The organism is Paraburkholderia sp. JPY465 (genome assembly GCF_050436725.1).
Taxonomy (GTDB): Bacteria; Pseudomonadota; Gammaproteobacteria; order Burkholderiales; family Burkholderiaceae; genus Paraburkholderia; species Paraburkholderia youngii.
Map to the genome: position 1 here is coordinate 692,697 of NZ_JBNDMT010000007.1, position 23,888 is coordinate 716,584.

General features: G+C 59.7%; 11 protein-coding genes, 11 pseudogenes and 1 other annotated feature. Of the genes and pseudogenes, 9 read left to right on the plus strand and 13 right to left on the minus strand.

The window, feature by feature from the left end; all coding sequences use genetic code 11:
* Positions 1 to 129: 129 nt before the first annotated feature.
* The 4 genes and pseudogenes from mdeB to QFZ94_RS43950 form a co-directional block, all read left to right on the plus strand.
* Entirely contained in the window at positions 130 to 2,844 is a 2,715-nt protein-coding gene (gene mdeB, locus QFZ94_RS43935) for an alpha-ketoglutarate dehydrogenase (protein ID WP_429464241.1), read from the plus strand.
* A gap of 27 nt (positions 2,845 to 2,871) precedes the next feature.
* A complete protein-coding gene (gene ilvB / locus QFZ94_RS43940) occupies positions 2,872 to 4,650 on the plus strand; it encodes a biosynthetic-type acetolactate synthase large subunit (RefSeq protein ID WP_429464243.1) in 1,779 nt (592 codons plus the stop codon).
* Positions 4,651 to 4,787: 137 nt separating this feature from the next.
* Positions 4,788 to 6,098 (plus strand): annotated as a pseudogene (aceF, locus tag QFZ94_RS43945) (dihydrolipoyllysine-residue acetyltransferase); the annotation flags it as partial.
* Positions 6,099 to 6,141: 43 nt separating this feature from the next.
* Positions 6,142 to 6,363 (plus strand): annotated as a pseudogene (locus QFZ94_RS43950) (biotin/lipoyl-containing protein); the annotation flags it as partial.
* A 191-nt stretch (positions 6,364 to 6,554) separates the two neighbouring features.
* Here the strand turns inward: QFZ94_RS43950 and QFZ94_RS43955 are convergent.
* Positions 6,555 to 8,084, minus strand: a complete 1,530-nt coding sequence (locus QFZ94_RS43955) for a SulP family inorganic anion transporter (RefSeq protein ID WP_410852594.1) — start codon at positions 8,082 to 8,084, stop codon at positions 6,555 to 6,557.
* Positions 8,085 to 8,186: 102 nt separating this feature from the next.
* Positions 8,187 to 8,807: a carbonic anhydrase gene (locus tag QFZ94_RS43960; RefSeq protein WP_026229228.1), complete on the minus strand. Its 621-nt coding sequence runs from the start codon at positions 8,805 to 8,807 to the stop codon at positions 8,187 to 8,189.
* Between the two features lie 940 nt (positions 8,808 to 9,747).
* Between QFZ94_RS43960 and QFZ94_RS43965 the strand changes: the two are divergent.
* Positions 9,748 to 9,862, plus strand: a pseudogene (locus QFZ94_RS43965) (IS6 family transposase); the annotation flags it as partial.
* A 24-nt stretch (positions 9,863 to 9,886) separates the two neighbouring features.
* Here the strand turns inward: QFZ94_RS43965 and QFZ94_RS43970 are convergent.
* A pseudogene (locus tag QFZ94_RS43970) lies at positions 9,887 to 10,237 on the minus strand (IS6 family transposase); the annotation flags it as partial.
* 152 nt (positions 10,238 to 10,389) lie between these two features.
* Between QFZ94_RS43970 and QFZ94_RS43975 the strand changes: the two are divergent.
* Both QFZ94_RS43975 and QFZ94_RS43980 read left to right on the plus strand, forming a co-directional pair.
* Positions 10,390 to 10,960 (plus strand): annotated as a pseudogene (locus QFZ94_RS43975) (DDE-type integrase/transposase/recombinase); the annotation flags it as partial.
* Positions 10,961 to 11,184: 224 nt separating this feature from the next.
* Positions 11,185 to 11,502 (plus strand): annotated as a pseudogene (locus QFZ94_RS43980) (porin); the annotation flags it as partial.
* Positions 11,503 to 11,558: 56 nt separating this feature from the next.
* Here the strand turns inward: QFZ94_RS43980 and QFZ94_RS43985 are convergent.
* The 4 genes and pseudogenes from QFZ94_RS43985 to QFZ94_RS44000 form a co-directional block, all read right to left on the minus strand.
* Positions 11,559 to 12,371, minus strand: a complete 813-nt coding sequence (locus tag QFZ94_RS43985; protein ID WP_410852996.1) for an IS5 family transposase — start codon at positions 12,369 to 12,371, stop codon at positions 11,559 to 11,561.
* A 773-nt stretch (positions 12,372 to 13,144) separates the two neighbouring features.
* The gene (locus QFZ94_RS43990; RefSeq protein WP_157646550.1) at positions 13,145 to 13,348 is read right to left on the minus strand and encodes a hypothetical protein; all 204 of its coding nucleotides are present in this window, start codon (positions 13,346 to 13,348) and stop codon (positions 13,145 to 13,147) included.
* A gap of 207 nt (positions 13,349 to 13,555) precedes the next feature.
* Positions 13,556 to 13,681 (minus strand): annotated as a pseudogene (locus QFZ94_RS43995) (IS110 family transposase); the annotation flags it as partial.
* A gap of 341 nt (positions 13,682 to 14,022) precedes the next feature.
* Positions 14,023 to 15,039 carry a 1-aminocyclopropane-1-carboxylate deaminase gene (locus QFZ94_RS44000; RefSeq protein WP_429464246.1) on the minus strand — a complete coding sequence of 339 codons (1,017 nt, stop codon included), beginning with the start codon at positions 15,037 to 15,039 and terminating at the stop codon, positions 14,023 to 14,025.
* Between the two features lie 781 nt (positions 15,040 to 15,820).
* Here QFZ94_RS44000 and QFZ94_RS44005 point away from each other — a divergent pair.
* The gene (locus tag QFZ94_RS44005) at positions 15,821 to 16,447 is read left to right on the plus strand and encodes an H-NS family nucleoid-associated regulatory protein (RefSeq protein ID WP_184228781.1); all 627 of its coding nucleotides are present in this window, start codon (positions 15,821 to 15,823) and stop codon (positions 16,445 to 16,447) included.
* A 481-nt stretch (positions 16,448 to 16,928) separates the two neighbouring features.
* On the opposite strand, the pseudogene QFZ94_RS44010 reads toward QFZ94_RS44005, so the two are convergent.
* From QFZ94_RS44010 to QFZ94_RS44035, 6 genes and pseudogenes are all read right to left on the minus strand, one after another.
* Positions 16,929 to 17,159, minus strand: a pseudogene (locus QFZ94_RS44010) (IS5/IS1182 family transposase); the annotation flags it as partial.
* Between the two features lie 440 nt (positions 17,160 to 17,599).
* Positions 17,600 to 17,766 (minus strand): annotated as a pseudogene (locus QFZ94_RS44015) (IS110 family transposase); the annotation flags it as partial.
* Positions 17,767 to 18,755, minus strand: a pseudogene (gene tnpC, locus QFZ94_RS44020) (IS66 family transposase); the annotation flags it as partial.
* A gap of 69 nt (positions 18,756 to 18,824) precedes the next feature.
* Positions 18,825 to 19,130: an IS66 family insertion sequence element accessory protein TnpB gene (tnpB, locus tag QFZ94_RS44025; RefSeq protein WP_429464248.1), complete on the minus strand. Its 306-nt coding sequence runs from the start codon at positions 19,128 to 19,130 to the stop codon at positions 18,825 to 18,827.
* A 156-nt stretch (positions 19,131 to 19,286) separates the two neighbouring features.
* A protein-coding gene (locus QFZ94_RS44030; RefSeq protein ID WP_429458928.1) for an IS3 family transposase occupies positions 19,287 to 20,524 on the minus strand; the annotation gives its coding sequence in 2 pieces (ribosomal slippage) (positions 19,287 to 20,221 and positions 20,221 to 20,524; 1,239 coding nt in all).
* Positions 20,118 to 20,234, minus strand: a sequence feature (AL1L pseudoknot). Its footprint overlaps the gene before it by 117 nt.
* Positions 20,525 to 21,789: 1,265 nt before the next feature.
* Positions 21,790 to 22,604: pseudogene (locus tag QFZ94_RS44035) on the minus strand (IS5 family transposase).
* A gap of 176 nt (positions 22,605 to 22,780) precedes the next feature.
* On the opposite strand from QFZ94_RS44035, the gene QFZ94_RS44040 reads away from it, so the two are divergent.
* Positions 22,781 to 23,734 (plus strand): IS5 family transposase, encoded by a 954-nt coding sequence (locus QFZ94_RS44040; RefSeq protein WP_429464250.1) that lies wholly within the window; start codon positions 22,781 to 22,783, stop codon positions 23,732 to 23,734.
* Positions 23,735 to 23,888 lie beyond the last annotated feature (154 nt).

Sequence of the window (23,888 nt, forward strand, 5' to 3'; positions counted from 1 at the left end):
AAACTACCAGCAAAAGAGACGCATATTTTGTGAGGCGCTAGTTAAGCTCTTCTTATCCCATCGGACCGCGCAGTTCGACCTGCACGAGTCTCGAAGCTCAAGAATCTCACTGTTCAGCCTGGAGTCGCCATGACCGATTTATCGAGCGGTGCCAAACCCGTTCTTGCCCTCACTCAGACCCGTATCGACGGCGACCCGCGGGAGACTGCCGAGTGGCTCGCCGCGCTGGATGGCGTGGTGGAGCATGTTGGACTCGAGCGCGCCCAGTATGTTTTCGACCGCCTGGCCGCGCATGCGTTGTCGAGCGGCATTGCAACGGCGCGCGCGAATGTCACGCCCTATACGAACACCATCCCGGTCGACCAGCAGTCGCCGTATCCAGGTGACATCGATACGGAAGAGCGACTTGCCGCCGCGTTGCGCTGGAATGCGCTCGCGATGGTGGTGCGGGCGAACCGGGCTTATGGCGAACTCGGGGGACATATTGCGAGCTACGCATCGGCGGCGGATCTTTTCGAGGTAGGGTTCAACCACTTCTTTCGCGGCGCGAACGATGCGCATGGTGGTGACCTCGTCTATTTTCAGCCCCATTCGTCGCCGGGGGTATACGCGCGCGCATTCCTTGAAGGTTTCCTGAGCGAGCAGCATCTGGAGCACTACCGTCGCGAGATCGCGGGTCCGGGTCTGTGTTCATATCCGCATCCGTGGCTGATGCCTGACTTCTGGCAGTTTCCAACGGGATCGATGGGCATCGGCCCTATCAACTCGATCTACCAGGCGCGCTTCATGCGTTACCTGCAGAACCGTGGATTGCTCAAAACGGAAGGTCGGAAGGTCTGGGGTTTTTTTGGCGACGGCGAGATGGACGAGCCCGAATCGATTGGGGCGTTGTCGCTTGCGGCCCGTGAGGGACTCGACAATCTCGTTTTCGTGATTAACTGCAATCTGCAGCGACTTGACGGCCCCGTGCGAAGCAACGGCCGCATTATTGACGAGCTCGAGGCGCAATTCACGGGAGCGGGCTGGAACGTCATCAAGGTCGTGTGGGGTTCTGATTGGGATGGTCTTTTCGCGCGCGATCGCACCGGCGCGTTGTTGCGCGCGTTTGCTCATACCGTCGATGGACAGTTTCAGACCTTCTCGGCCAATGACGGCGCCTACAACCGCGAACGCTTCTTCGGACAGAACGAGGAACTGGCTGCGCTCGCCGCGCATCTGAGCAACGACGACATCGACCGTCTGCGACGGGGCGGGCACGACGTGCGCAAGCTGTATGCGGCGTACGACCAGGCACTGAAACATGGCGGTCAGCCCACGGTTATTCTCGCGAAGACAATGAAGGGCTTCGGCATGGGGTCGATCGGGCAGGGCCGGATGACCACGCATCAGCAGAAGAAGCTCGACGTCGAACAACTGAAAGCGTTTCGCGACCGTTTCCGCTTGCCTCTCTCCGACGAGGACGTCGAGCAGCTGCGGTTCTACAGGCCGGCGGACAACAGTCCGGAAATGCGGTACCTGCATGCCCGGCGCGAAGCGCTTGGTGGTTATCTGCCCCGCAGAAGGACAGCCGCGTCGCAAACGCTGCCCGTCCCGGCGTTGTCGGCGTGGGGGCAATTCGCCCTCGAAGCCGGCGGTAAGGAGATGTCGACGACGATGGCGTTCGTGCGGATGCTCGGGAGCCTTCTGAAAGACGCGTCGCTCGGCCGTCGCATTGTTCCCGTGGTTGCCGACGAGGCACGCACGTTCGGTATGGCGAACCTGTTCCGGCAGGTTGGGATCTATTCGCCGCTCGGGCAGCTGTACGAGCCCGAAGACATGGGCTCAATGCTGTACTACCGGGAGGATACGGGCGGGCAGATACTGGAAGAGGGCATTTTGGAGGCGGGCGCCGTGTCCTCGTGGGTCGCCGCCGCCACTTCATACAGCGTGCACGACCTGCCCATGCTGCCGTTCTACATCTACTACTCGATGTTCGGTTTCCAGCGCATCGGCGATCTGATCTGGGCCGCGGCAGACCAGCGTGCACGTGGCTTCCTGATCGGTGCGACGGCGGGCAAGACGACGCTCGGTGGCGAGGGGCTTCAGCATCAGGACGGCACGAGCCATCTGGCGGCTTCGACGGTACCTAACTGCCGCGCCTATGATCCCGCGTTCGCATACGAGGTGGCCATGATCGTCGACGAAGGCATGCGCGAGATGATCGAACGTCAGCGCGATGTCTTCTATTACCTGACGGTGACGAACGAGAACTACGCCCAGCCTTCGCTTCCGGCTGCGCCTATCGAAAGCGTTCGTGATGGTGTGCTCAGGGGCATGTATCCGCTTGACACGACATCGCTCGAACGCGCACAGGTCCAGTTGCTCGGTTCGGGGGCGATTCTTGGGGAAATTCAAGCCGCCGCGCGCCTGCTGAAGGAAGACTGGAGTATCGCAGCGTCGGTGTGGAGCGTCACCAGCTTTACCGAGCTGCACCGGGACGGCGTGGCGGCCGAACGCACCGATCGCCTGTTCGACGAGGATTGTGATCCCTCTCCGTACGTGGCGTCTGCGTTGTCTCGCACTCACGGGCCCGTGGTTGCAGCGACGGACTACGTGCGTGCTGTTCCTGAACTGATTCGTGCGTATGTGCCGCGACGCTATGTGACGCTTGGCACCGATGGTTTTGGACGCAGTGACACCCGAGCGGCTTTGCGAGCGTTCTTCGAAGTCGACCGGTATTCGATTGCGATTGCCGCGCTGAAAGCGCTTGCGGACGACGGTGCAATCGCGGTCGAGGTCGTCAGGCGTGCCGTGGATCGCTATGGCAGGCGTGACGCGAACCGGGCCGCGCCGTGGCAACAGTGATGGGTGGGGCACTACCAGGAGCTAATAATGAAGATTGCGGGTTCTGAGATCCAACAGGTTGTGAAGGCCGGCGCTTCGAGTGGTTCGGGCATGGACGGCCATGCATCGGGCGCACAGATTGTCCTGTCAGTTCTGCGCGGGGAGGGCGTTGATACGGTCTGGGGGTATCCAGGCGGCGCCGTCCTGCCGCTTTACGATACGTTCCAGGAGTCCGGCCATATCACCCATTTGCTGGTTCGCCATGAACAGGCAGCCGTGCACGCGGCGGATGGCTTCGCGCGTGCAACGGGAAAGGTCGGCGTAGCGCTGGTGACATCGGGCCCGGGCGTGACGAACGCGGTGACGGGCATTGCTACGGCGTATTTCGATTCCATCCCGATGGTGGTGGTCTCCGGTAACGTACCCACACACTCCATCGGAACCGATGCGTTTCAGGAGTGCGATGCTGTCGGGATCACCCGGTCTATCGTCAAACATAACTTTCTCGTGCTGGATGTCTCTCAGTTGGCGAAGACGCTCAAAAGCGCGTTTCATATCGCTCGCACCGGGCGCCCGGGACCTGTACTGGTGGATATTCCCAAAGACGTGCTTCAGGCGAAGACGCCCTTGCGCATACCTGAATCCGTCACGCTGCGATCGTACCGTCCACGCACGGATCCTCATGTCGTTCAGGTGCGGCGCGCCGCCGAAGCGCTCGCGCGCTCACGCCGGCCATGCATTCTTGTTGGTGGCGGAGCGGTCGCATCGGCTGCAAGCGAAGAGATTGCGGAACTCGTGCGGCGACTCGATGCCCCGGTGACGAACACGTTGATGGCGCTCGGCACCTTTCCCGCCTCAGACCGGCGGTGCCTCGGAATGCCAAGACTGCATGGAACGTACGAAGCCAACATGGCGATGCAGCATTGCGACGTACTGATCGCGCTCGGTGCGAGATTCGATGATCGGGTCGTCGGGAACACAGGAGCGTTCCGGTCAGATCGAAGGACGATTATTCATGTTGATATCGACCCCGCGACGATCGACAAGCGGGTGCAGGTTGACGTTCCGATCGTGGGAGACGTAAAGACCGCGGCGCGCGGGATACTGGAGCAGCTCCGGGCGCAGCGTATCAACGATGGGAATCGCAACGACTGGTGGAAAGAGATAGAGAACTGGCGTGAGAGGCGCTGCCTCGCCTATGAACCGGACGCTGATGTGATCAAGCCACAGTTCGTCATTCAACGGCTTTGGGAAGTCACTGGAGGCGATGCCTATATCTGTTCCGACGTCGGACAGCACCAGATGTGGGCTGCGCAGCTGTATGGATTCGACAAGCCTCGTCGATGGATCAACTCGGGCGGCCTCGGGACGATGGGTGTCGGACTGCCCTATGCGATGGGCGTCAAACGCGCACTTCCTGACGCGGATGTGGTCGCAGTGACCGGGGACGGCTCGATCCAGATGTGCATCCAGGAGCTGTCGACCTGCAGGCAGTACGACCTTGGCGTGAAAATTGTCTCCCTTAACAACGGCTACCTCGGCATGGTAAGGCAGCTGCAGCACGTCAACTATCGCGACCGTTACTCCCACTCGTACATGGACGCGTTGCCTGACTTTGTCGCGCTCGCCCGTGCATACGGGCACGTCGGCTTTCGCATCGAGCGACCGTGCGATGTCGAGCCGGTCCTTCGCGAAGCACTTTCCATGAAGCAGCGTACCGTATTCATGGACTTTGCCGTCGATCCGTCCGCGAACGTCTGGCCTATGGTTCGAGCTGGCGCGGGACTGACGGACATGCTGATGAATTCGTGCGATGTCGACCGCTAGTTCAACATGACCAGAATTTCTGGCACCGCGGTGCCTGCTGCCTGTTCCGGCCTTGAGACATTCATGAGACACACTACGAATCGATCGTTGCTCTCGCTTTGGAACGCGATTGGGAGAATACAGAAGTGCATGTAACAGAGATTAAGGTGCCTGACATCGGCGACTACAAGGGCGTCCCCGTCATCGAGGTGCTGGTTGCGCCGGGTGATGTAGTACGGGAAGAGCAATCGCTGGTTACGCTGGAGTCGGACAAGGCCACCATGGATGTGCCGAGTCCTTTTGGCGGCGTCGTTCGTGAAATAAAGCTCAGGGTCGGAGATGCCGTGTCGGAAGGCTCGGTCATCCTGCTCATGGAGCCGCACGGCGCGTTGGCCGAGGTGGTGACCAGTGAGGCGGCCTCCCGGGCGAGCTCCGGGCTCCATGACCGTCCACACATTGTTAATGAACTGCCTGAACCTGCAGCCCGTCCTTCCACGCCTGGGTTAGCGGCTGTAATCGCGGAGAAGGACGCTGGGCTGGGCGGATCAAGCCATGCTTCGCCGTCGGTGCGTAAACTGGCGCGCGATCTCGGCGTGGACGTTGCCCGCGTTACGGGTACGGGTCCGAAGGGCCGTATCACGCAGGACGACGTCACCGCGTTCGTGAAGGGCGTGATGGCGGACCAGCTCGCAGCACCGGCCGGCGCGGCAGCCGCACCGGCTGCGGGCGGCTCGGGCCTGAACCTGCTGCCCTGGCCGAAGGTCGATTTCACGAAGTTCGGCCCGATCGATACGCAGCCGCTCTCGCGCATGAAGAAGATATCCGGCGCGAATCTGCACCGCAATTGGGTCATGATTCCGCACGTTACGAACAACGACGAAGCGGATATCACGGACCTCGAAGCGCTGCGCGTGCAGCTCAACAAGGAAAACGAGAAGGCGGGCGTGAAGTTCACGATGCTCGCGTTCGTGATCAAGGCGGTGATCTCGGCCCTGAAGAAATTCCCGACCTTTAACGCGAGCCTCGACGGCGATAACCTCGTCTTCAAGCAGTACTACCCCATCGGTTTTGCCGCGGACACGCCGAACGGCCTCGTGGTTCCGGTGATTCGCGACTCGGACAAGAAGGGTCTCGTCCACATCGCCAAGGAAATGGCCGAGCTCTCGAAGCTAGCGCGCGAAGGCAAGCTCAAGCCGGACCAGATGCAGGGCGGCTGCTTCTCGATCTCGTCGCTCGGCGGCATCGGCGGCACGCATTTCACGCCGATCATCAATGCGCCGGAAGTCGCGATCCTCGGCCTGTCGAAGAGCGCGATGAAGCCGGTGTGGGACGGCAAGCAGTTTGTGCCTCGCCTCATGCTGCCCCTGTCGCTTTCATGGGATCACCACGTCATTGATGGCGCAGAAGCCGGCCGCTTCAATGCGTATCTCGCCACGATTCTGACCGACTATCGACGGGTATCGCTTTGACCCGCGACAAGCCCCGGGACAACCGCACGGAAGAAACTAATAAATGATGCTTATCCAAGTAAAAGTGCCGGACATCGGCGACTTCAGGGACATTGAGGTCATCGAAGTCAACATCAAGGCCGGTGATGTGATCGAGAAGGAGCAGACGCTGCTCTCGCTCGAGTCGGACAAGGCCACGATGGAAGTGCCCAGCGACGTCGCGGGCACCGTCAAGGAAGTGAAGATCAAGGCCGGCGACAAGGCTTCGCAGGGCACAGTGATCGCTCGCCGAATTCCATCGCCTATGCACTATCAGTTCCGGTGTATTGTTTCGCTGGCTGATCGAGCAGCGCTACGTGCTGGCGAAAATTCGCTTCCCATCGCAACTTTCGGACGCGGTAGTCCCAGTTTTCTCGCAATGACGATCGGGCCTGCTAGACCCGTTCGTCATGGATCGCATCCACTGTTGGCGTGCGGTCAGACGCTTGACCGCGGTGCAGGAGGTAGCACCGTAGCGGCGTCTCGCACCTCCACCGCGATCGACCGCAGTGGCGCCTCGGCAATAAAACGGTCTAGCAGTTCGCGCACGTCGTGGTCGATGAAGTCGGCGCGGGTTGTGTCGACGATGAGGGTCGCCCGATCCGGGATATGCGCTAGCATCTCCTTGAGCGCCACCTTGCCGAGAAACGACACATCCTTGCGAAACGAAAGCAGGAAATGGTCGTCGTGTCGCGCGAGGGCAATAGGCCGATGCAGATTCGCCCACAACGCGAGCGCGGCGCTGCACAGCACACCGAGAACAATTCCAGTGAGCAGATCGCTGGCGAGCACCCCGGCGATCGTTACAATGAATGGAGTGAACGATGCCGCTCCCTGTTTCGCGAGCGTAATGAACAGCGACGGTCTGGCGAGCTTGTAGCCGGTTTGAATGAGAATGGCCGCCAGACTCGCGAGCGGAATCAGGTTGATCGCATCCGTGAGCGCGAACATGCTGACGAGGAGCAGCACGCCGTGCACGATTGCGGAGAGCCGGCTTCGCGCGCCGGCGTGGACGTTGGCCGAACTGCGGACGATGACGGATGTGATGGGCAATCCCCCGATGACACCTGCCATCATATTGCCGACCCCTTGCGCTTTGAGTTCGCGATTCGGTGGTGCGACGCGACGCTGCGGGTCGATCTGCTCGACGGCTTCGAGGCTCAGGAGCGTTTCTAGACTGGCGACAACGGCAAGCGTCAAGGCGACGATCCATATTTCCGGATCCACAAGGCGCGCGAAGGTCAACCCGAACTCAGGTAAATGCAAGGCGTCCCCGAGCGCCGCGAACGATTTGATGGCCGGCAACGCTACGCGGTGCTCAGGTGGCAACGCGAGCGTGGCGCCTAGCGCGCCGCACACCAGCGTCGCGCTTACGCCCGCAACTACGACGACAAGCGGCGCAGGCACGAACCGCACTAGCGCGAAGCGTCTCAATGTATGCGTGTCCCAGGCCGCAAGGATGGCGAGCGAGATGGCGGCGACAGTACAGACGATGGGCGAGATGGATGCAAGCGCGCCTGCCAACGATTCGGTGTTGCGACCCGACGTCAGACCCACTGCAAGTGGGATCTGCTTGACGATCAGCAGCAGTCCGATGGCGGCGAGCATTCCCTTGATGACGGGTGTGGGCACATACGAGGCGAGCTGGCCGGCCCGAAGCGTCCCGAAGCCGAACTGGATGACACCCGACAGCAGCAATGCAATAAGGAATGCAGAGAAACTACCGAGACGCCCGATGCCGTCGACGACGATCACGACGAGGCCCGCGGCGGGGCCGCTCACACTGAGGGGCGATCCGCTGAGCAAGGCAACGACGATGCCACCAACGATGCCAGACACTAGCCCGGCTAGCGGCTCTGCGCCGGAGGCTTCTGCAATGCCGAGACACAACGGCAGCGCGACGAGAAAGACTACAGCGCCGGCAGCGAGGTCACGTAGAAGCGCAGACGGGAAAACTCTCGAAGTCATGATGGAAGCGAAAAATAGTGAAGGGTGGATACCCCGACGCCAAATTTGTGCGACTGCGATTTTTTGGTGAACGAGGTAAGCGGAGCGATCTGGAGAGACGGGTCAGACGGGGGCGATTGCCTTCGTTGTTTCAGGCTCGAAGCCCGACTCGAGTTCGCGCAACTGGCCGTCGTTCAGTGAAAAGATCCAGCCGTGCACAAGGGGAGAGGGTGCACGCTCACGCACGAGCGGATGCTCGCGCAGCAGGCGTACCTGTTCGAGTACATTAAGTTCGACGAGCCGGTTGATGCGTGCCTCTTCCGATGGCAGGCGAGCGAGCGCCGCGTGATGCGTGTGTGCGAGTGCGCAAAGCGGCCTGATGCGGCGGTTGAAGTGCGGCAGGGTGTCGGCTGGTGGAAGTAGCGAGGCGCGCACGCCCCCGCATCCGTAATGCCCGCAGACAATGATGTGCGCGACCCGCAGCTCACACACAGCATATTCGAGCACACTCATGGTGTTGTCGTCGTCGAGATGAAGAAGGTTAGCGATGTTGCGATGAACGAACAGATCCCCCGGCGCGCAGTGGGTGATGGTTTCGGCGGGTACGCGGCTATCTGAGCAGCCAATCCAGAGCACTTGCGGTTTCTGCCCCATGGCTAGCGCGCGAAACAAGTTTGGTTCGCGCCGTCCCATTTCTTGGGCCCACGCGACATTGGCGACGAGCATGCGTTTTGGAAGATTCACGAGTCGAGACTCCAATCAGATTGTTGGCTTCGATCAAGGCTTGCGAATAGCCTTCTATCAAGAAAATGGCCGGTCGCTCGAAAAAAAGGAAACCGGAACGATGCCAATACGTAGCGCGGACTTCGCCGTCTCCCGTCAATCAACCTAAGCAGTGCGCGCGTCCCGGCCGGCATACACTAGGAGAGTGCTCGCACATAGGGAAAATCAGCGGGCGACCGCTCTGGAGCTGGAGACGGGCTACTGCGCAGGAAACGTTCTCCGCGCCTTGCCGTGATCCGATGGACTGGTCTTGATATCCCCTGGCATCTATCTATCACGACGACGCGCCGGCCATTCGGCCGCGCGGGGTCGTCCCGTGGCAGTATGCATGAGCGTCCGAAAGGTATTTCGAGCGTCCTCTCCGATCGCCCACGCGAGGCGTTTCATTTCCAGCGTTTCCTTGCTAACCGGGTGTTACAACTGAAGAGGTCCTTGATGGGGGCTGAGAACACCGATGCCGACAGGACTGGCTCAGCAGCTTGTGCTAGCGCCCAAAGTGTTTTCGCGAGGTTCCTTGCCAGCCAAAAATTTGATCGACGGACGCCGTGCCGACTTCCATTTGTCCTCGCTCCGGCAGAAGATTCCTCCATGATGGCGATCTCATACAGTGTTGTGCGCCAACAGTTGGTGTTGAGCTTGATGAGAATTTCGATGCATTTGGTCCAGTCATTAAGGTTTCCTTAACAAAAAAGTCTACTGGATATTGTAGGCGAGTCATTGTGTCGCAATTGTGTCGTCAAATGCCTTAGGAAACCAACTGCGCTTTAGATATATTGATCAGATATAGCAAAACAGACCTCAATAGGCCTGCGAAGCATAAATTAATTTGATGGCCTGCTTCTCAGTAGTCTCGCTTGGTCGGCGCTGTCACGTTGCCGGGATGGTCGAGTAACGTCGTGGGATGAAGAATGCAAAGTCGCTTTACCACGATCACCGCTTTCCGGTGGCGGTCATCAGCCACGCAGTCCGGTGGTACTTCCGATTTCAGCTCAGCCTGCGCGACATCGAGGCACGCTCATTCCGATCCCGATCGACCCCTTCCGGAAGAGGCGTTTTGCTGCGGCCTTATCGCGCCGATTTTGCACCAGCACGTCGAGTTCAGCGCCGTGCTCCGCGCAACAGATACCGCTTGCCGCGCAGCGTCACGAACATCCCGTCCGGATGCCCTCTGCCCGGCTTGGACAGCGCTGCTTTGGCGCGCTGGGCGAATCGAGCGCCAAACTTCTCGCGCCATCAGCGGATCGTCTCATAGTGACCGCGACACCCCGTTCGAGCCACACCTCGTCGACGTCCAGAAGGCTCAGGCTGACCCGAAAACCTCACCGACCCGCCCAGCTGATGACGATGGCAGGGAAGCTGTGCCCGTGATGAAGCGATTTCGTTTTCTTCACCACTTCATTCTGTCGCTGGCCTACCGTCAACCTGACAATGCCGGTGCAAGTTGAGAGGCGCCACTAAGTGCAGCGTTCCTCTGTGAGGACTAAAAAATTCCCATATAACCCATCAAAAAATTTGATGGCGGGTAGCCGGTCTACTGGTTATCAAATTCGGCGCAGGGTTCGCAGATTGCGTCAAAGCGGCTCGTCGCAAACCCGGCCGCACATAGCATCTTGACGAAGTCTTCGTTACGTTGCTCGGCGAGCGCTATCTGCTCCCTGGCGGGCAGTCGGCCAGCACGGCGCCGAACTCGACATCCTGCTGCAGAAACGTCGCGATAAGGCCGCGTAGCAGAGCGCTTGTTCAACCGCGTGCTGGTAGCCTGTCCCGACGCGCCACGAAGGATGGTCATCGAGCAGTTGCGCAGCTATCCGGCCGCGAAGGCCGAAATTCCCGAACTGGCAAAGATCAAACGCGTCTTCGTCAAAGCCAGTGCTCGGGTGAACTACTGCGCCGAAGACAGCCATCAACCTACGGGTGAGCGCGAGCGCCGGATGCGTGGTTTCCGCGATCCTGATCGCACACAAGCGTTCTTATCGAGCTTAGCTCCGATTCGTCAGCACTTCGCGCTCAAGCGGCATTTACTGCGTGCATCAGTGTATCGCGAACAACTCGCCGCACGCTTTACCGGGTGGCATCGCTTCACTGGGCCCACCCACGATCCGTCCAATTTCTGAGGAAATGTACCTCCTCTGCGCTCTTGCGTCTAGAATGCCTTGACGTGACAGCGCCTGCGAAGCTGCCAAGATCTAAATTCGCGGCAGCCCCGGGATATGCAGCCGTATCCCTTGTCCTCTGGGCCTCAAGCCCGTGTTTTATGAAGTCGGCAGGCGACACGAAGCTACGCGGGCTGAGGTGCAAATAGGAGTTCTGTCACGACAAGGAAAGTGCGAACGCGCTCTATACGGCGGTGCGTAACGAAATGAACGGCGCGTCGGTCTGGCAGGCGGAGCTGGGTGGCATGTGGGTGATGGCGCCAGAGTGGGTGTTGAGTGGGGCGTATATGTACATGAAGGGCAATCAGGTAGTCGACAACAACCATGCACATCAGCTCACCGGCACGCTGAAGTACTTCCTGTCGAAGCGAACCAGCGTCTACGTGGCTGCCGTCTACCAGCGGACAAACCAAGGGGCGAACGCACAGATCAACGACGTGATGGTCGCGTCGAGCGGTCCGTCGCAGTTCATCGGTCGCGTCGGCTTGCAGACGAGGTTCTAAACGACATCTGGACGCCCTCTATGCTGATTGCAACGTCAACGCGGGGTTAGAGCGTGTTAGGAACTTTGAAGTACTGGCACGGCGTGGACAAGCATGAGCATTGCGAAGACGACAAAATGAAGCCCGGCGAGAGTTTCGGGGGGCCGTTCATAGTCACGTGCGAGACGCCGGAAACGGTTGAGCCAGCCAAAGCTGCGCTCGACCACCCACCGCCGGGGGAGCAGAACGAAACCCTTTTTCGTTTCTTCGAGTTTGATCACCTGAAGGTCAATACCCTCGTCGAATGCAGCCTGCGCTGGCTCTTTGCCCGTGTATCCCTGATCGGCAAATGCCACCTTGACCGTTCGTCCTGTTACCTGCTGGACCCGCCGCGCAAGCTCAGCTACCTGTGCGCGCTCCTGTTCATTGGCTGGGGTTACGTGCACCGCCAGCAACTGTCCCAACGTGTCTACCGCCATATGTACCTTGCTACCGCGCTTGCGCTTATAACCGTCATAACCCGCACGCGGGCCGCTCTCGCAGGTCGACTGTATCGTGCGGCCATCGAGGATGACCGCGCTGGGCTGTCCCCGACGGCCCTGTGCCACGCGTATCACCGAGCGCAGGTCGCTCACCATGCTCTCAAAGCAGCCCGCCTGCAACCAGCGTTGAGTCTGCTGATACACCAGCTCCCACGGCGGGAAATCATTGGGCAGCATCCTCCACGGCGCGCCGGCACGAGCCATCCAGCGCAATGCATCAAACATGTCGCGCAGTTCGTATTTGCGCTGGGGCGCGTCGACGTCCATCAGCGTCAGATACGGCGCCGCGAAACTCCATTCCTCATCCGACACATCAGTCGGATACCCTTTGCGGTCTGTTCTTTTCATCCCGCCAGGATAACAGGTCTCAATCGAAGTTCCTAACACGCTCTAGGCATCATCAGTTTCGGCATAGGTCTGATTCTTTTAATGAGTTCGCATGCCGTTTGCCGGCAACAGATAGAATGCGACGGTGGTCAGTTGCGTGCCTTACGTCGTTATAAGCCAACATTATGCTCGCGTGCCGCCTCTTGCTATTGACAGCTCGTTGGACGGCTGAGGTCGAAATGCCGGTGGTTCTGTGCCAGACAGCGCGTATTTGTGTCTGCCGAAAGCATCGAGCGTGGCCGTTGGCGCGAGCGCTGAGTCTAACCATGGATTTCTCCTATTGTTTGCGTGGCGTGAGATGCGCAAGTGTCGTACCAATCCAAAAATGCTTGCCCAACAACGAGATCATCTTCAACGCGTTGTTTCATTCCCGACATTGTCGAACATCTGACAAGGTCGCACACGCGCGCGGTTGTTACCATATAGCGGCCTTCCAATCCGCTGACGTGAGATAGGACCAACGCGAACAACTTTGATGTCCATGTCGCGGTCCATAGTGGAGGCGAGGCCCGCGCCCTTTGCGGTGTCGAGGGTCGTCGCCGTCGAATTGAATGTAGTTGGTGACGTTCACGCTTTTCACTCTTCTTTAGTGGTAGCGATGTTCGTCCCAAAGGCACGGCGGAAAGCGGCGCGCACCGTAGGCTGGAGCGTGAGCGGCAAAGGCGACTACGAATTCCGACGTGAAGGCGAGCGCCATCCCGATCAAACGCCGGACAGCCCGACAACGAAAAGGCTCACCGCGTCGGCGCCAAGTCGTCCCGTGAGGATAACGTCGAGGTGTCGGCATCTGAAAGAAAGAGAACCAAGGCGGCGATCGCGACTACACCCTCTCGATCAGTAAGCTTGCCACTGTCACGTTGCTGAATTGGTCGAGTAAGATCGCGTGATGAAGGATGGAAAATCGCTTTATCACGGTTATCGTCTTCCACTGCGGTCATCAGCTGCGCGGTGTGCTGGTACTACCTGTTTCAGTTGAGGCTGCACGACATCGAGGAACTGCTGTTCGAAGCCGAGCTTATCGTCAGCCACGAAACGGTCTGCACGCCGGTGCGATAAATTCGGTGCGTGTTTCGTGCACCGTGCAAGCGGCGCGTCGTGAGCCTTAGCCTCTCGAACTCGCGTGCCCAGTGATGCGCGCCGGATCAGCTGCCCATCCCGATAAGACAAGGAGGTAAAGATGCCACACCTTCAAGCAACCGAGTGCGGCGAATTTCCGGGCGTACCAATTCGGGCTTGCCGGTCGCCGGCAGCGCACAGACATTCGTGGCCAGATCAAAATCCTAGCTTTACGATCGCCGTGGACTGCCCCTTCGAGGGAGTTGATAGGTGCGAGAACCACATCGTGGCGCCTTGATGCCATCGCCCGCAACAGGCACCTGATTGCGGACGAAGCCCCTTTCATTCGGACTTGGCCTCCGTGGGCATGCCGCGAAATGCCTTGAGTGCCCGCACGTGAGAAGCCAGCAGCGTTTCGATACGCAATGTCGGCGACGACCCGCGCAGCTGACGCGGCTGTAACTCGACGTCGCAACGAACGCTGCAATCGTATCTGATTGAAGTCGGGCCTGAACCCCGGACCGCCGACGCCCGTCGCCTAAGGCCCCTAAACCCGTCAACCGTCGCGGAAGATGAAGCTGTACGCGCTCAACGCCGGCACGCCGCCCAGGTGCGCATACAGCACGCGCGAGCCGGCCGGAAATTCGCCGTTACGGACCTTGTCGATCATGCCGTGCATCGACTTTCCCTCGTACACCGGATCGGTCAGCATGCCTTCGAGCCGCGCGCACAAGCGGATCGCCTCGAGCGTGCCGTCGTTGGGCAGACCGTATTCCGGGCCGCCGTAGCGCTCGTCGAGCACGATGTCCTTCGCGGTGATGTCGCGGCCCAGTTCGACGCTCTCGGCGGTCCGCTTCGCGATGCGCGTGATCTGCTCGCGCGTCTGCGCCGGTTTCGCCGAGGCGTCGATGCCGATTACCCGCTCGGCGCGGCCGTCGGCGGCGAAACCGACCACCATGCCCGCCTGGGTGCTGCCCGTCACCGAACACACGACGATGTAGTCGAATTTGAAACCCAATTCGGCTTCCTGCTGGCGAACCTCTTCGGCGAAGCCGACGAAGCCGAGCCCGCCCAGCGGATGATCCGAGCAGCCCGCAGGAATCGGATACGGCTTGCCGCCGGCAGCGCGCACGCTGTCGAGCGCGTCTTCCCAGCTCTTGCGAAAGCCGATGTCGAAGCCGTCCGGCACGAGCCGCACGTCGGCGCCCATCATGCGCGACATCAGGATGTTGCCGACACGGTCGTACACCGCATCCGAGTAGTTGACCCAGTTCTCCTGCACGAGCACGCACTTCAGGCCCAGATGCGCGGCAACCGCCGCGACCTGGCGCGTCTGGTTTGACTGGATTCCGCCGATCGACACGAGTGTGTCGCAGCCCTGCGCGAGCGCGTCGGGGATCAGATATTCGAGCTTGCGGGTCTTGTTGCCGCCGAACGCGAGGCCGCTATTGCAGTCCTCGCGCTTGGCATAAAGCATGACCTTGCCGCCGAGATGCACGCTCAGACGGTTCAGCGGCTGGATCGGCGTCGGCCCGAAGGTGAGCGAGTAGCGGGGGAATCGTTGCAGGTTCATCGAGGCTCCGTGGTAGGTGATTTCCGAGAGTTCATGGTAAGAGGCCAGTTCAAAGATGTGACTCCTCTCCTTTGAATATGTTCCAGTAGATGAGCGAGCAAGCAAAAACTGACGAACGCTTGCTTCATAATATAGCCGCGACGGTCGATGCCGATACGACGACGTCGGACGTTGCAGAGCCACGCGTGAGTCCGTGCTGCCAACCAGCGGAATTTGCTAAGACCGTTACCATCGTCGGTTCTTCGCTGTGCAATCACTGGCTTTATGCCACGATCATGCAAGTGTTGGCGATTTGTCGGTGAGGTAGTCACGATCGCCGCAAATGACCGCGGGCCTGCGAAATGTTCTGCCGCACGCGATGCGTCGGGTATGGCCTGATTTCGCTGCCTTCGTCCGCAGTCCCTGCATTTTCGCCATCATGTGTGTTGTACGTTTCGAGTCCAACGAGGCGGGCACCAGAAATTGTGCTACAGCCTTTTGACAGGTTTTTCTCGCTATCGCTCCCGGCGTCGACGGGCATCTTACGTGTTAAAGCGACGATGGGGCGCGGATGACATGCGCATCGGGAGTTACACTGTTTCCCATTTCGAACGATTGATCGTTTCGCTATATGCGAATTGTCGCCTTATCCACGGGCGCAGACGGAGAAGTCCGTGTTTTTGAATAGCCAAAGGTATTCTTTTCAAGGTGTATTAAGTCGGCAAGCCGTGCAATGCTGTTTGTGTTCGCTGGGCGATATGGCATAGTGCGGCTTACTCATCCTATCCAAAGGAAAACAAGCATGGCTACGCTGGAAGCCGTCCAGGCAAAAATCGCAAAGCTCCGAGCCCGGGCAGCAGCGTTAGAGAAGAGAGATTCGGCAACAGCGATCGGGAAAATCCTCAGTATGCTGGAACAGCACTCTCTATCTATTGCTGATATTGAGGCGTCTTTGGGCAGACGACGCGGCCGCAGACCCGGCGCGACCGCACTGGCGGAGCGGGAGGCCTCGGCAACGAAGTACGCCGACCCAAAGACGGGGGCGAACTGGTCCGGTCGTGGCCGAGCACCGGCTTGGATCGCTAAGGTGAAAGACCGCACCAGGTTTCTGGTGACGAACACTACGACGAATTCAACAGCGACTGCTCAGAAAACGCTTAAGTCTGAGAAGAAAGTCAAGGAGCCGCAGCCTCACATCTATCAGGACCCTAGGACAGGAGCGACTTGGAGCGGGCGTGGTCGTACGCCGTCGTGGATCGCAGGTGCCAGAGACCGCACGAAGTTCCTGATCTCCGCGGCCGAGACACCCGCACATTCTCGAAAGGTGGCAAAAGCAGTCCATTCCAGCAAGACAGCTGCTGCGAAGAAAGCCGCAAGCAGGAAGGCAGCAACAAAAAGCCGGCGGAGCAATAAGGCGGCGGAGCAATAAGGCGGCGGCGAGGAATACCTCAGCACCGATGCGGAAAGAGTGCCTCGGAGACTGGTGGTGGCGATTTGTCGGCTATCCTCCGGCGAGGTGTGCATCGAATCGCTCGGCGAAGTCGACGACCGCTGCTGCGGACGTTGCGCCGCAAACGGCAGCAATCGTCAGTGCACCTGCTCAGATATATCTAGGAGACCGACGGGGCTGCGGGATATACCTCCGCAGCCAAGCGTTGTTCTTGCACTCGGCTGCAGTTCCTCCAATCGGGCGTCGTGCCAGTCTCCGACCCTTTCCTGTGCAATTGCTCCGGGATGAGCGATTTGCCGCACTCGCAATGGGGAATGCTGTCGTAGAACTGACCACCCGTTGGGTAGGGGTGGAAATGTGCCGGGCCCGCTGACCAAAGGTCTAGTGATGCCGGGGAGGGAAGGACGTAATGGCAGTTGCTTAGAGCGCGTAATGCCCTTTTGCCAAGGGATGAAAATTGGATGAGCATAGGCACGGAGAATATAACGAAACGCGAGTCAGCGAGGGTCTCGGCCGATCGCCCGTAGTGTCTGGCCAGCCTGTGGAAGCCGTTGAGCCAGCGGAAGATGCGGTCGACTACCCCGCGCGTGGCAACAAGACAAAGCCCGTTTCGCCTCCGGAACCTTGATGACCTGTAGCTCGATCCTTCCAGTGCAGTCTGTGCAGGTCCTGCGCCGGTGTCTCCTTGGTCGGGGCGCCATCTTGTCAGTCTGGTCCTGTGGCCTGCTGAAGGGCGATCGCGTTGGACGAGGCCGCGCTTGAGCGCTTTTTTCCGCCGCAGTCGTTGAGTCCGCCGGATGCCTAACTGGCCGCACCATTAGCTCGGTAGGAGAGGCGTCGCCCAGGAGCCCGAAGACTCCAGCTGTAGCTGTTTCTGCGAAACAGTAGGTGCGATGGGCAAAGGACTGTCTGTCGCGCAGCGCCAGACACCCCCGTTACTATCTTCCCGCCTCGATAATTGAGGCTTTGGCCAGCCAGGCCCAGCATAATTCTCGCTGCCAGTCGCAGTTTCGATGCAAGAATTCCAACAACATGACGTCGTCGATGTCTTCATCGGTGTCGACGTCGGTAAAGGCCAGCATCACGCCGTGGCACTAGCTCGGAATGGCAAGCGCCTGTAGAACAAGGCGCTCCCCAACGCAGCATGGCGAACAGGACATCACAGCGTCGTCGTGCCAGCGCGATGAGTGCCTGGTTATGTCGCTTGCCCTGCTGGACTTTGCGTGCGTAATACGGTCGCGAAACGGGGGTCTCGCAAGGCCTGCGAAGGCGGATAGGAACAAGGCGCGCTTGAGTTGGCATGCCGCCTCGCGTATCAAGCCATCGCGGAACAATTCGTCGAAGCCCGCGTAAGCGTCCGCTTGCAGAATCCCTTTCAAACTGGCGAGATGGGTTTGAGGATGGATGCCTTGCCGGTTCGGCGAGTACGCGAACCAGACTGAGCAGGTTGCGTCGAGCCAGAGCGATGATCGTCGCGCACGTAGACCCATAGCCGGCCGGTGCGGGTCTTCCTGTTGCCCGGTGAGAGCACCGGGATCGGCGTGTCATCCGCGTGGAGCTTGGTCGCGGCCATCGTATAGCGGCGCAGCGGCTCTGTTAGCGGAGCGCACAGTGCCTCGCACTGGCCGACCCCGCGGCCCATACTGGCCCGGTCAAGCGTCACGCCGTCGCGCGCCGCGATCGCCGACTGCCGGTACAACGGCTGGTGGTCTGCATACTTCGAGACGAGGCTGTCTGCCAGCAAGCTCGGATGGGCGATGCTCCGCTGGATCGGCAGACCGGGCATCGGCGGCTGGGTTATGGTGCTGCAGCAGGGGCAAACCAGTTTGCGCTGGATCGTGCGAATGACCTTGAACGCCGCCGCGACCCGGGCGAGTCGTTCGGATTCGTCCTCGCCGAGCACCTGCATTGGTTGACCGCAATCCGGGCAACTTGATTCAGGCTTCAGCACATGATCCTCGCGCGGCAGATGCGCGCGAAGCGCTTGCCTGGAAGCCGCTTCGTCCGTCGTCGCATTTGAGATGGACGCATTTGCACCGCGGCCCTGCGCACGCCGCACATCCACAACGTCGCTCCCGGCGGCCAGATCCTCAAGTTGAGTCTCGAACGTCTCGATTTGCCGCTGCAGCTGCTCGGACTTGCGACCGAACTGCATGCGCCTGAGCTTGTCGATCTGCGCCTTGAGCTGCTCAATCTCGACATCGCGTTCGGCAAGCAGGCTACGGGCCTCGACCAGCAAGGCCTTCAGGAGCTCGACATCATCAGGAAGATCGGCGCGGTTCGACATGCGCCGTAGTTTACGAGTCTGCCGCGCGGTTTACACCATCCATAATGCGGCAGTGCGACGGGGCTGTCGCTAGTCGATGCCCTCAAGCAGCATCGACAGTCGCGCAGAGCTCAGACGGACCTTGCCACCGTCGGTCTTGGGCCATATAAAACGGCCTCGTTCAAGCCGCTTCGCGAGAAGCCAGATTCCGTCCTCCGTGGCAGGGAGAATCTTTACCAGATCGCCCCGACGGCCCCGGAAGATGTAGACGTTGCCGCCTAGCGGATTCTCCTCAAGCGCTGTTTGCACCTTCGCTGCCAACCCCTGAAACCAGCAGCGCATATCGGTGACACCAGCAGCGATCCAGATGCGCGTGCCTGCCGGTAGGGAGATCATGAGCGCAGACTACCTAGCACGATCCGCAGCATATCGGCATCAACCAGGCCGCCCACTTTAACCACCGCACGACCGATCCGGATCTCGATCGTTCCTACGGGTGGTACAGGCTTCGCGTGAACCGCCCCGGGTTTCCCGGAGACTATTTTGCTTGAGTCATGCCACGGCGGCAGACCCAGCGAGATTTGCATAATAAGCGGCTTCGGCCTGCGCGGGTGGAATGTTGCCGATGGGGCCGAAGAGCCGACGATTGTTGAACCAGTCCACCCATTCGAGCGTCGCCATTTCAACGGCCTGCAGATTGCGCCACGGTCCGAGGCGATGGATGACCTCTGCCTTGTACAAGCCGTTGATCGTTTCAGCCAGTGCGTTATCGTAGGAGTCGCCCACGCTGCCCACCGACGGCTCGATGCCCGCCTCGACCAGCCGATCCGTATAGCGGATCGATACGTATTGCACGCCGCGGTCGCTGTGATGGATCAGCCCGTCCTGCTGCGCCGGCTGTCGTTCGTACAAGGCCTGCTCCAGTGCGTCCAGAACGAAGTCCGTGCGCGCCGAGCTCGACACGCGCCAGCCGACAATGCGTCGGGCGAACACGTCGATGATGAACGCGACATAGACGAAGCCCTGCCAGCTCGATACATAGGTAAAATCTGAAACCCACAGCGCATTGGGCCGTTCGGCCGTGAATTGCCGCTTCACCAGATCCTTCGGGCACGGCGTCGAACCATCGCTCACTGTCGTACGTACCGTCTTGCCCCGCACCACGCCGCGCAGGCCCATCTGCTTCATCAGCCGCTCGACCGTGCAGCGCGCCACGACAATGCCTTCGCGCTTCAATTGCGTCCAGACCTTGTCTGCGCCATAGACCTGGAAGTTTTCTTCCCACGCGCGCCGGATCTCATCCTTGAGCATCCTGTCACGCTGGGCCCGCGGCGGCACCAGGTCAGGATTGGCGCGGCGAGCCACATGGGTGTAGTACGTCGACGGTGCGATTGGCAGCACCCTGCAGATCGGCTCGACCCCGTAGACGTGCCGGTGATCATCGATGAACGTGATCATCACTTCGGTCGGCGGTCGAGCTCCGCCTGTGCGAAATACGCTGACGCCTTGCGCAGGATTTCATTGACCTGCCGAAGCTCACGTACTTCCCGCTCCAGTTCCTTGAGCCGATCCTGCTCCTGCGTACTCGTGCCCGGGCGCAAACCCCGATCCCGCTCCTCCTTGCGCACCCAGCTACGCAGCGTCTCGCCCGAGCAGCCAAACTTCGCCGCAATCGACGCGATCACTTTCCATTGCGATTCCCGGTCGCCTTGATGTTCCAGCACCATTCGCACAGCCCGCTCACGCACTTCCGGCGAGTATCTTGGGGATTTCTTCTTCGTGTTTTCCATAGCTCCATTTTCTCAAGAAGTGGAGTCTCCGGAAAACCCGGGGCGGTTCAGTTCGCGCCCTACGGATTAAATGGTGTCACGGATTTTCCTCGCATGACGGATTTCCTGACGCGATAAAGCGATCCGCAATTATCCGGTTGGAAGCAGCTGCAAACGCGCACGCCATGATTGCGTGTTCAATATAGGCGTATCGGTCAACAGCGGGCTTAACATGGATCAATCATCGAAGAGATACCGTTGCCGCACTCGGGAGTGTAGTGTTCCGACCTTCCCCGCACGCTATTCGTCGGGTTCTCTCGGGGGTTCATCTGCCCCGCACGGCTGGTAAATAGGGGGGCGCAGCTAGGTTGTGTTATGCCCCTTTGTCAAAGGCTGCAATGTGGATGAGCACAAGCACGGAGAATACGACGAAACGCAACCAGCGAGGGCCTCGCGCCATCGCTCTGTAGCGTCTGCCGCTTTCTGCGGAAGCGGTTGAGCCAGTCAAAGCTGCGTTTGACCAGCGGCGCCAAAAATACACGGAGCGCCTTTTCGCCTGCGGCGGCTTGACGACTTAGAGGTCAATGCCTTCGTCGAGTGTAGCGTGCGCAGGTTCTTCGTCTGTGCACCTCCGGTCGTCGAAAGGCAGTCCGACCGGCGGCCTGCAGAACCCGATGCGCCAGCTTCCCGACCGGGGCGCGCTCCTGCTGGTTGGCCAGCCCCACGCGCACGGCAAGCGACTGCCCACGGTATCAACCGCCGTGCGGGCCAGTATCAGCTCGACTGAGGTGCGCGCGTCGAGAATGACCGCGCTGTGTTGACGGCGGTGTTCCTGCGCAACCCGGATGATCGAACGCAGGTCATTGACATAGCCCCGAAGCAGCTTGCCTGGATTCAGCGCTGCGCTGCGTCTGCTGGTAGACCACCTCCCTCAGCTATTGGGTAACAAATGCGACGCTCCACCCGCTCTCATAATCCAGCGCAACGCGTTGAGCCCTTCGCGCAGCATGTAGCAGCGCCGTGGTGGGCCCTTACTCATCAAGGTCAGCGTACGGAGCGGCGAGGTACCAGTGTTCATCTGTTGCATCCGTTGGGGTCTGGGTTTCTTCTTCTTGCCATGGGTACCAAGCCTGACGGAAAGGTCATAACGGATTGTAAAGAATATTGAGTTTGAGAATGTTCTCTCTTACTGATGAGGACTACATAGTAATCAACATGGCGGTCTACTCAAGTAGAAAGCTGCGCCGGACGTTGTGAGCGCATCGCAAACGAGCTTTTAGAGCGTGTTAGGAACTTTGAAGTACTGGCACGGCGTGGACAAGCATGAGCATTGCGAAGACGACAAAATGAAGCCCGGCGAGAGTTTCGGGGGGGGCCGTTCATAGTCACGTGCGAGACGCCGGAAACGGTTGAGCCAGCCAAAGCTGCGCTCGACCACCCACCGCCGGGGGAGCAGAACGAAACCCTTTTTCGTTTCTTCGAGTTTGATCACCTGAAGGTCAATACCCTCGTCGAATGCAGCCTGCGCTGGCTCTTTGCCCGTGTATCCCTGATCGGCAAATGCCACCTTGACCGTTCGTCCTGTTACCTGCTGGACCCGCCGCGCAAGCTCAGCTACCTGTGCGCGCTCCTGTTCATTGGCTGGGGTTACGTGCACCGCCAGCAACTGTCCCAACGTGTCTACCGCCATATGTACCTTGCTACCGCGCTTGCGCTTATAACCGTCATAACCCGCACGCGGGCCGCTCTCGCAGGTCGACTGTATCGTGCGGCCATCGAGGATGACCGCGCTGGGCTGTCCCCGACGGCCCTGTGCCACGCGTATCACCGAGCGCAGGTCGCTCACCATGCTCTCAAAGCAGCCCGCCTGCAACCACCGTTGAGTCTGCTGATACACCAGCTCCCACGGCGGGAAATCATTGGGCAGCATCCTCCACGGCGCGCCGGCACGAGCCATCCAGCGCAATGCATCAAACATGTCGCGCAGTTCGTATTTGCGCTGGGGCGCGTCGACGTCCATCAGCGCCAGATACGGCGCCGCGAAACTCCATTCCTCATCCGACACATCAGTCGGATACCCTTTGCGGTCTGTTCTTTTCATCCCGCCAGGATAACAGGTCTCAATCGAAGTTCCTAACACGCTCTAGGGCAACCTCATCAATGAGTTACTCTCGGGACCAAACAAGGGAGGTGTTAAGGAAGGTCTGCAAAAGTCCTGGCATTGACGCCCCGTTCAGCTATCCTGGAAGCATCGCGAATCAGTTGAGGAGAAGAGTAATGTCGCAGTTGGGTCTTCACCTGGATCTGTCAACCAAGCGCACGCGCAAGCGGGAATTTCTCGATGAGATGCGGCGTGTCGTGCCTTGGTCGAAGCTGATTGCGCTGATCGAGCCGCACTATCCGGCAGGCAAAACCGGACGGCCGCCTTTCCCGATCGCGACGATGCTGCAAATTCATTTTATGCAGCAGTGGTTCGGTCTGTCGGACCCTGCAATGGAAGAGGCGCTGTACGACGTGCCGCTGTATCGCGAGTTCGCGGGTCTCGACGGCGGCATGGTGCGTTTGCCGGATGAAAGCACGATTCTCCGGTTCCGCCATCTGCTTGAAACACATGGGCTGGCCGCGCAAATGCTCGCACTGGTCAATGAGATCCTGACGGAGAAGGGCTTGATGCTAAAGGCTGGATCCGCAGTCGACGCCACCCTGATTGCCGCGCCCAGTTCGACAAAGAACGGTTCCGGCACCCGGGATCCGGAAATGCACTCGACGCAGAAAGGCGGCAACTGGTATTTCGGAATGAAATCGCACATCGGCGTCGACGCAGACTCCGGACTGGTTCATACAGTCATTGGAACGGCGGCCAATGTGCACGACACCACCGTTGCCCAGGCGTTGCTGCACGGCAAGGAGACGGATGTCTACGCTGACGCCGGGTATCAGGGAAGCGAAAAGCATTGTGAGGCCGACGCAGCTCGTTGGCATGTTGCGATGAGACCGGGCAAGCGCAGACTACTGGACCAGAGTAATCCTCTGGACGCGATATACGATCAGATCGAGCGGCTCAAGGCCGGTATCCGTGCCAAGGTTGAGCACCCGTTTCGCGTCATCAAGCGGCAGTTCGGCTATGCGAAGACCCGCTATCGCGGTTTGATGAAAAACACTGCCCAGATCACCACGTTGTTCGCTTTGAGCAATTTGTGGATGGCGCGCAGAGCTTTGCGAAACGCTTAAGATGGAGCCGGTGCGGGCATATGTTTCACCGGTACAGCCTCCGACTGGTGACTGTACCGGGCGATCTCCGCACAAGGAATGTCGTCGCCGTTCAGACTGCGATGCGTGTGGAAAATCGCCGCTACGAAAACGACTTCTGCAGAGCTTCCTTAAC

What these genes read in the sequence shown, in the direction of transcription:
- tnpB (WP_429464248.1), bottom strand. Translation starts at nt 19,130, where the DNA reads ATGATCTCCCTACCGGCAGGCACGCGCATCTGGATCGCTGCTGGTGTC.
- QFZ94_RS44000 (WP_429464246.1), bottom strand. Translation starts at nt 15,039, where the DNA reads ATGAACCTGCAACGATTCCCCCGCTACTCGCTCACCTTCGGGCCGACG.
- QFZ94_RS43990 (WP_157646550.1), bottom strand. Translation starts at nt 13,348, where the DNA reads ATGACCGCAGTGGAAGACGATAACCGTGATAAAGCGATTTTCCATCCT.
- ilvB (WP_429464243.1), top strand. Translation starts at nt 2,872, where the DNA reads ATGAAGATTGCGGGTTCTGAGATCCAACAGGTTGTGAAGGCCGGCGCT.
- QFZ94_RS43985 (WP_410852996.1), bottom strand. Translation starts at nt 12,371, where the DNA reads ATGAAAAGAACAGACCGCAAAGGGTATCCGACTGATGTGTCGGATGAG.
- QFZ94_RS44040 (WP_429464250.1), top strand. Translation starts at nt 22,781, where the DNA reads ATGTCGCAGTTGGGTCTTCACCTGGATCTGTCAACCAAGCGCACGCGC.
- QFZ94_RS43955 (WP_410852594.1), bottom strand. Translation starts at nt 8,084, where the DNA reads ATGACTTCGAGAGTTTTCCCGTCTGCGCTTCTACGTGACCTCGCTGCC.
- mdeB (WP_429464241.1), top strand. Translation starts at nt 130, where the DNA reads ATGACCGATTTATCGAGCGGTGCCAAACCCGTTCTTGCCCTCACTCAG.
- QFZ94_RS44005 (WP_184228781.1), top strand. Translation starts at nt 15,821, where the DNA reads ATGGCTACGCTGGAAGCCGTCCAGGCAAAAATCGCAAAGCTCCGAGCC.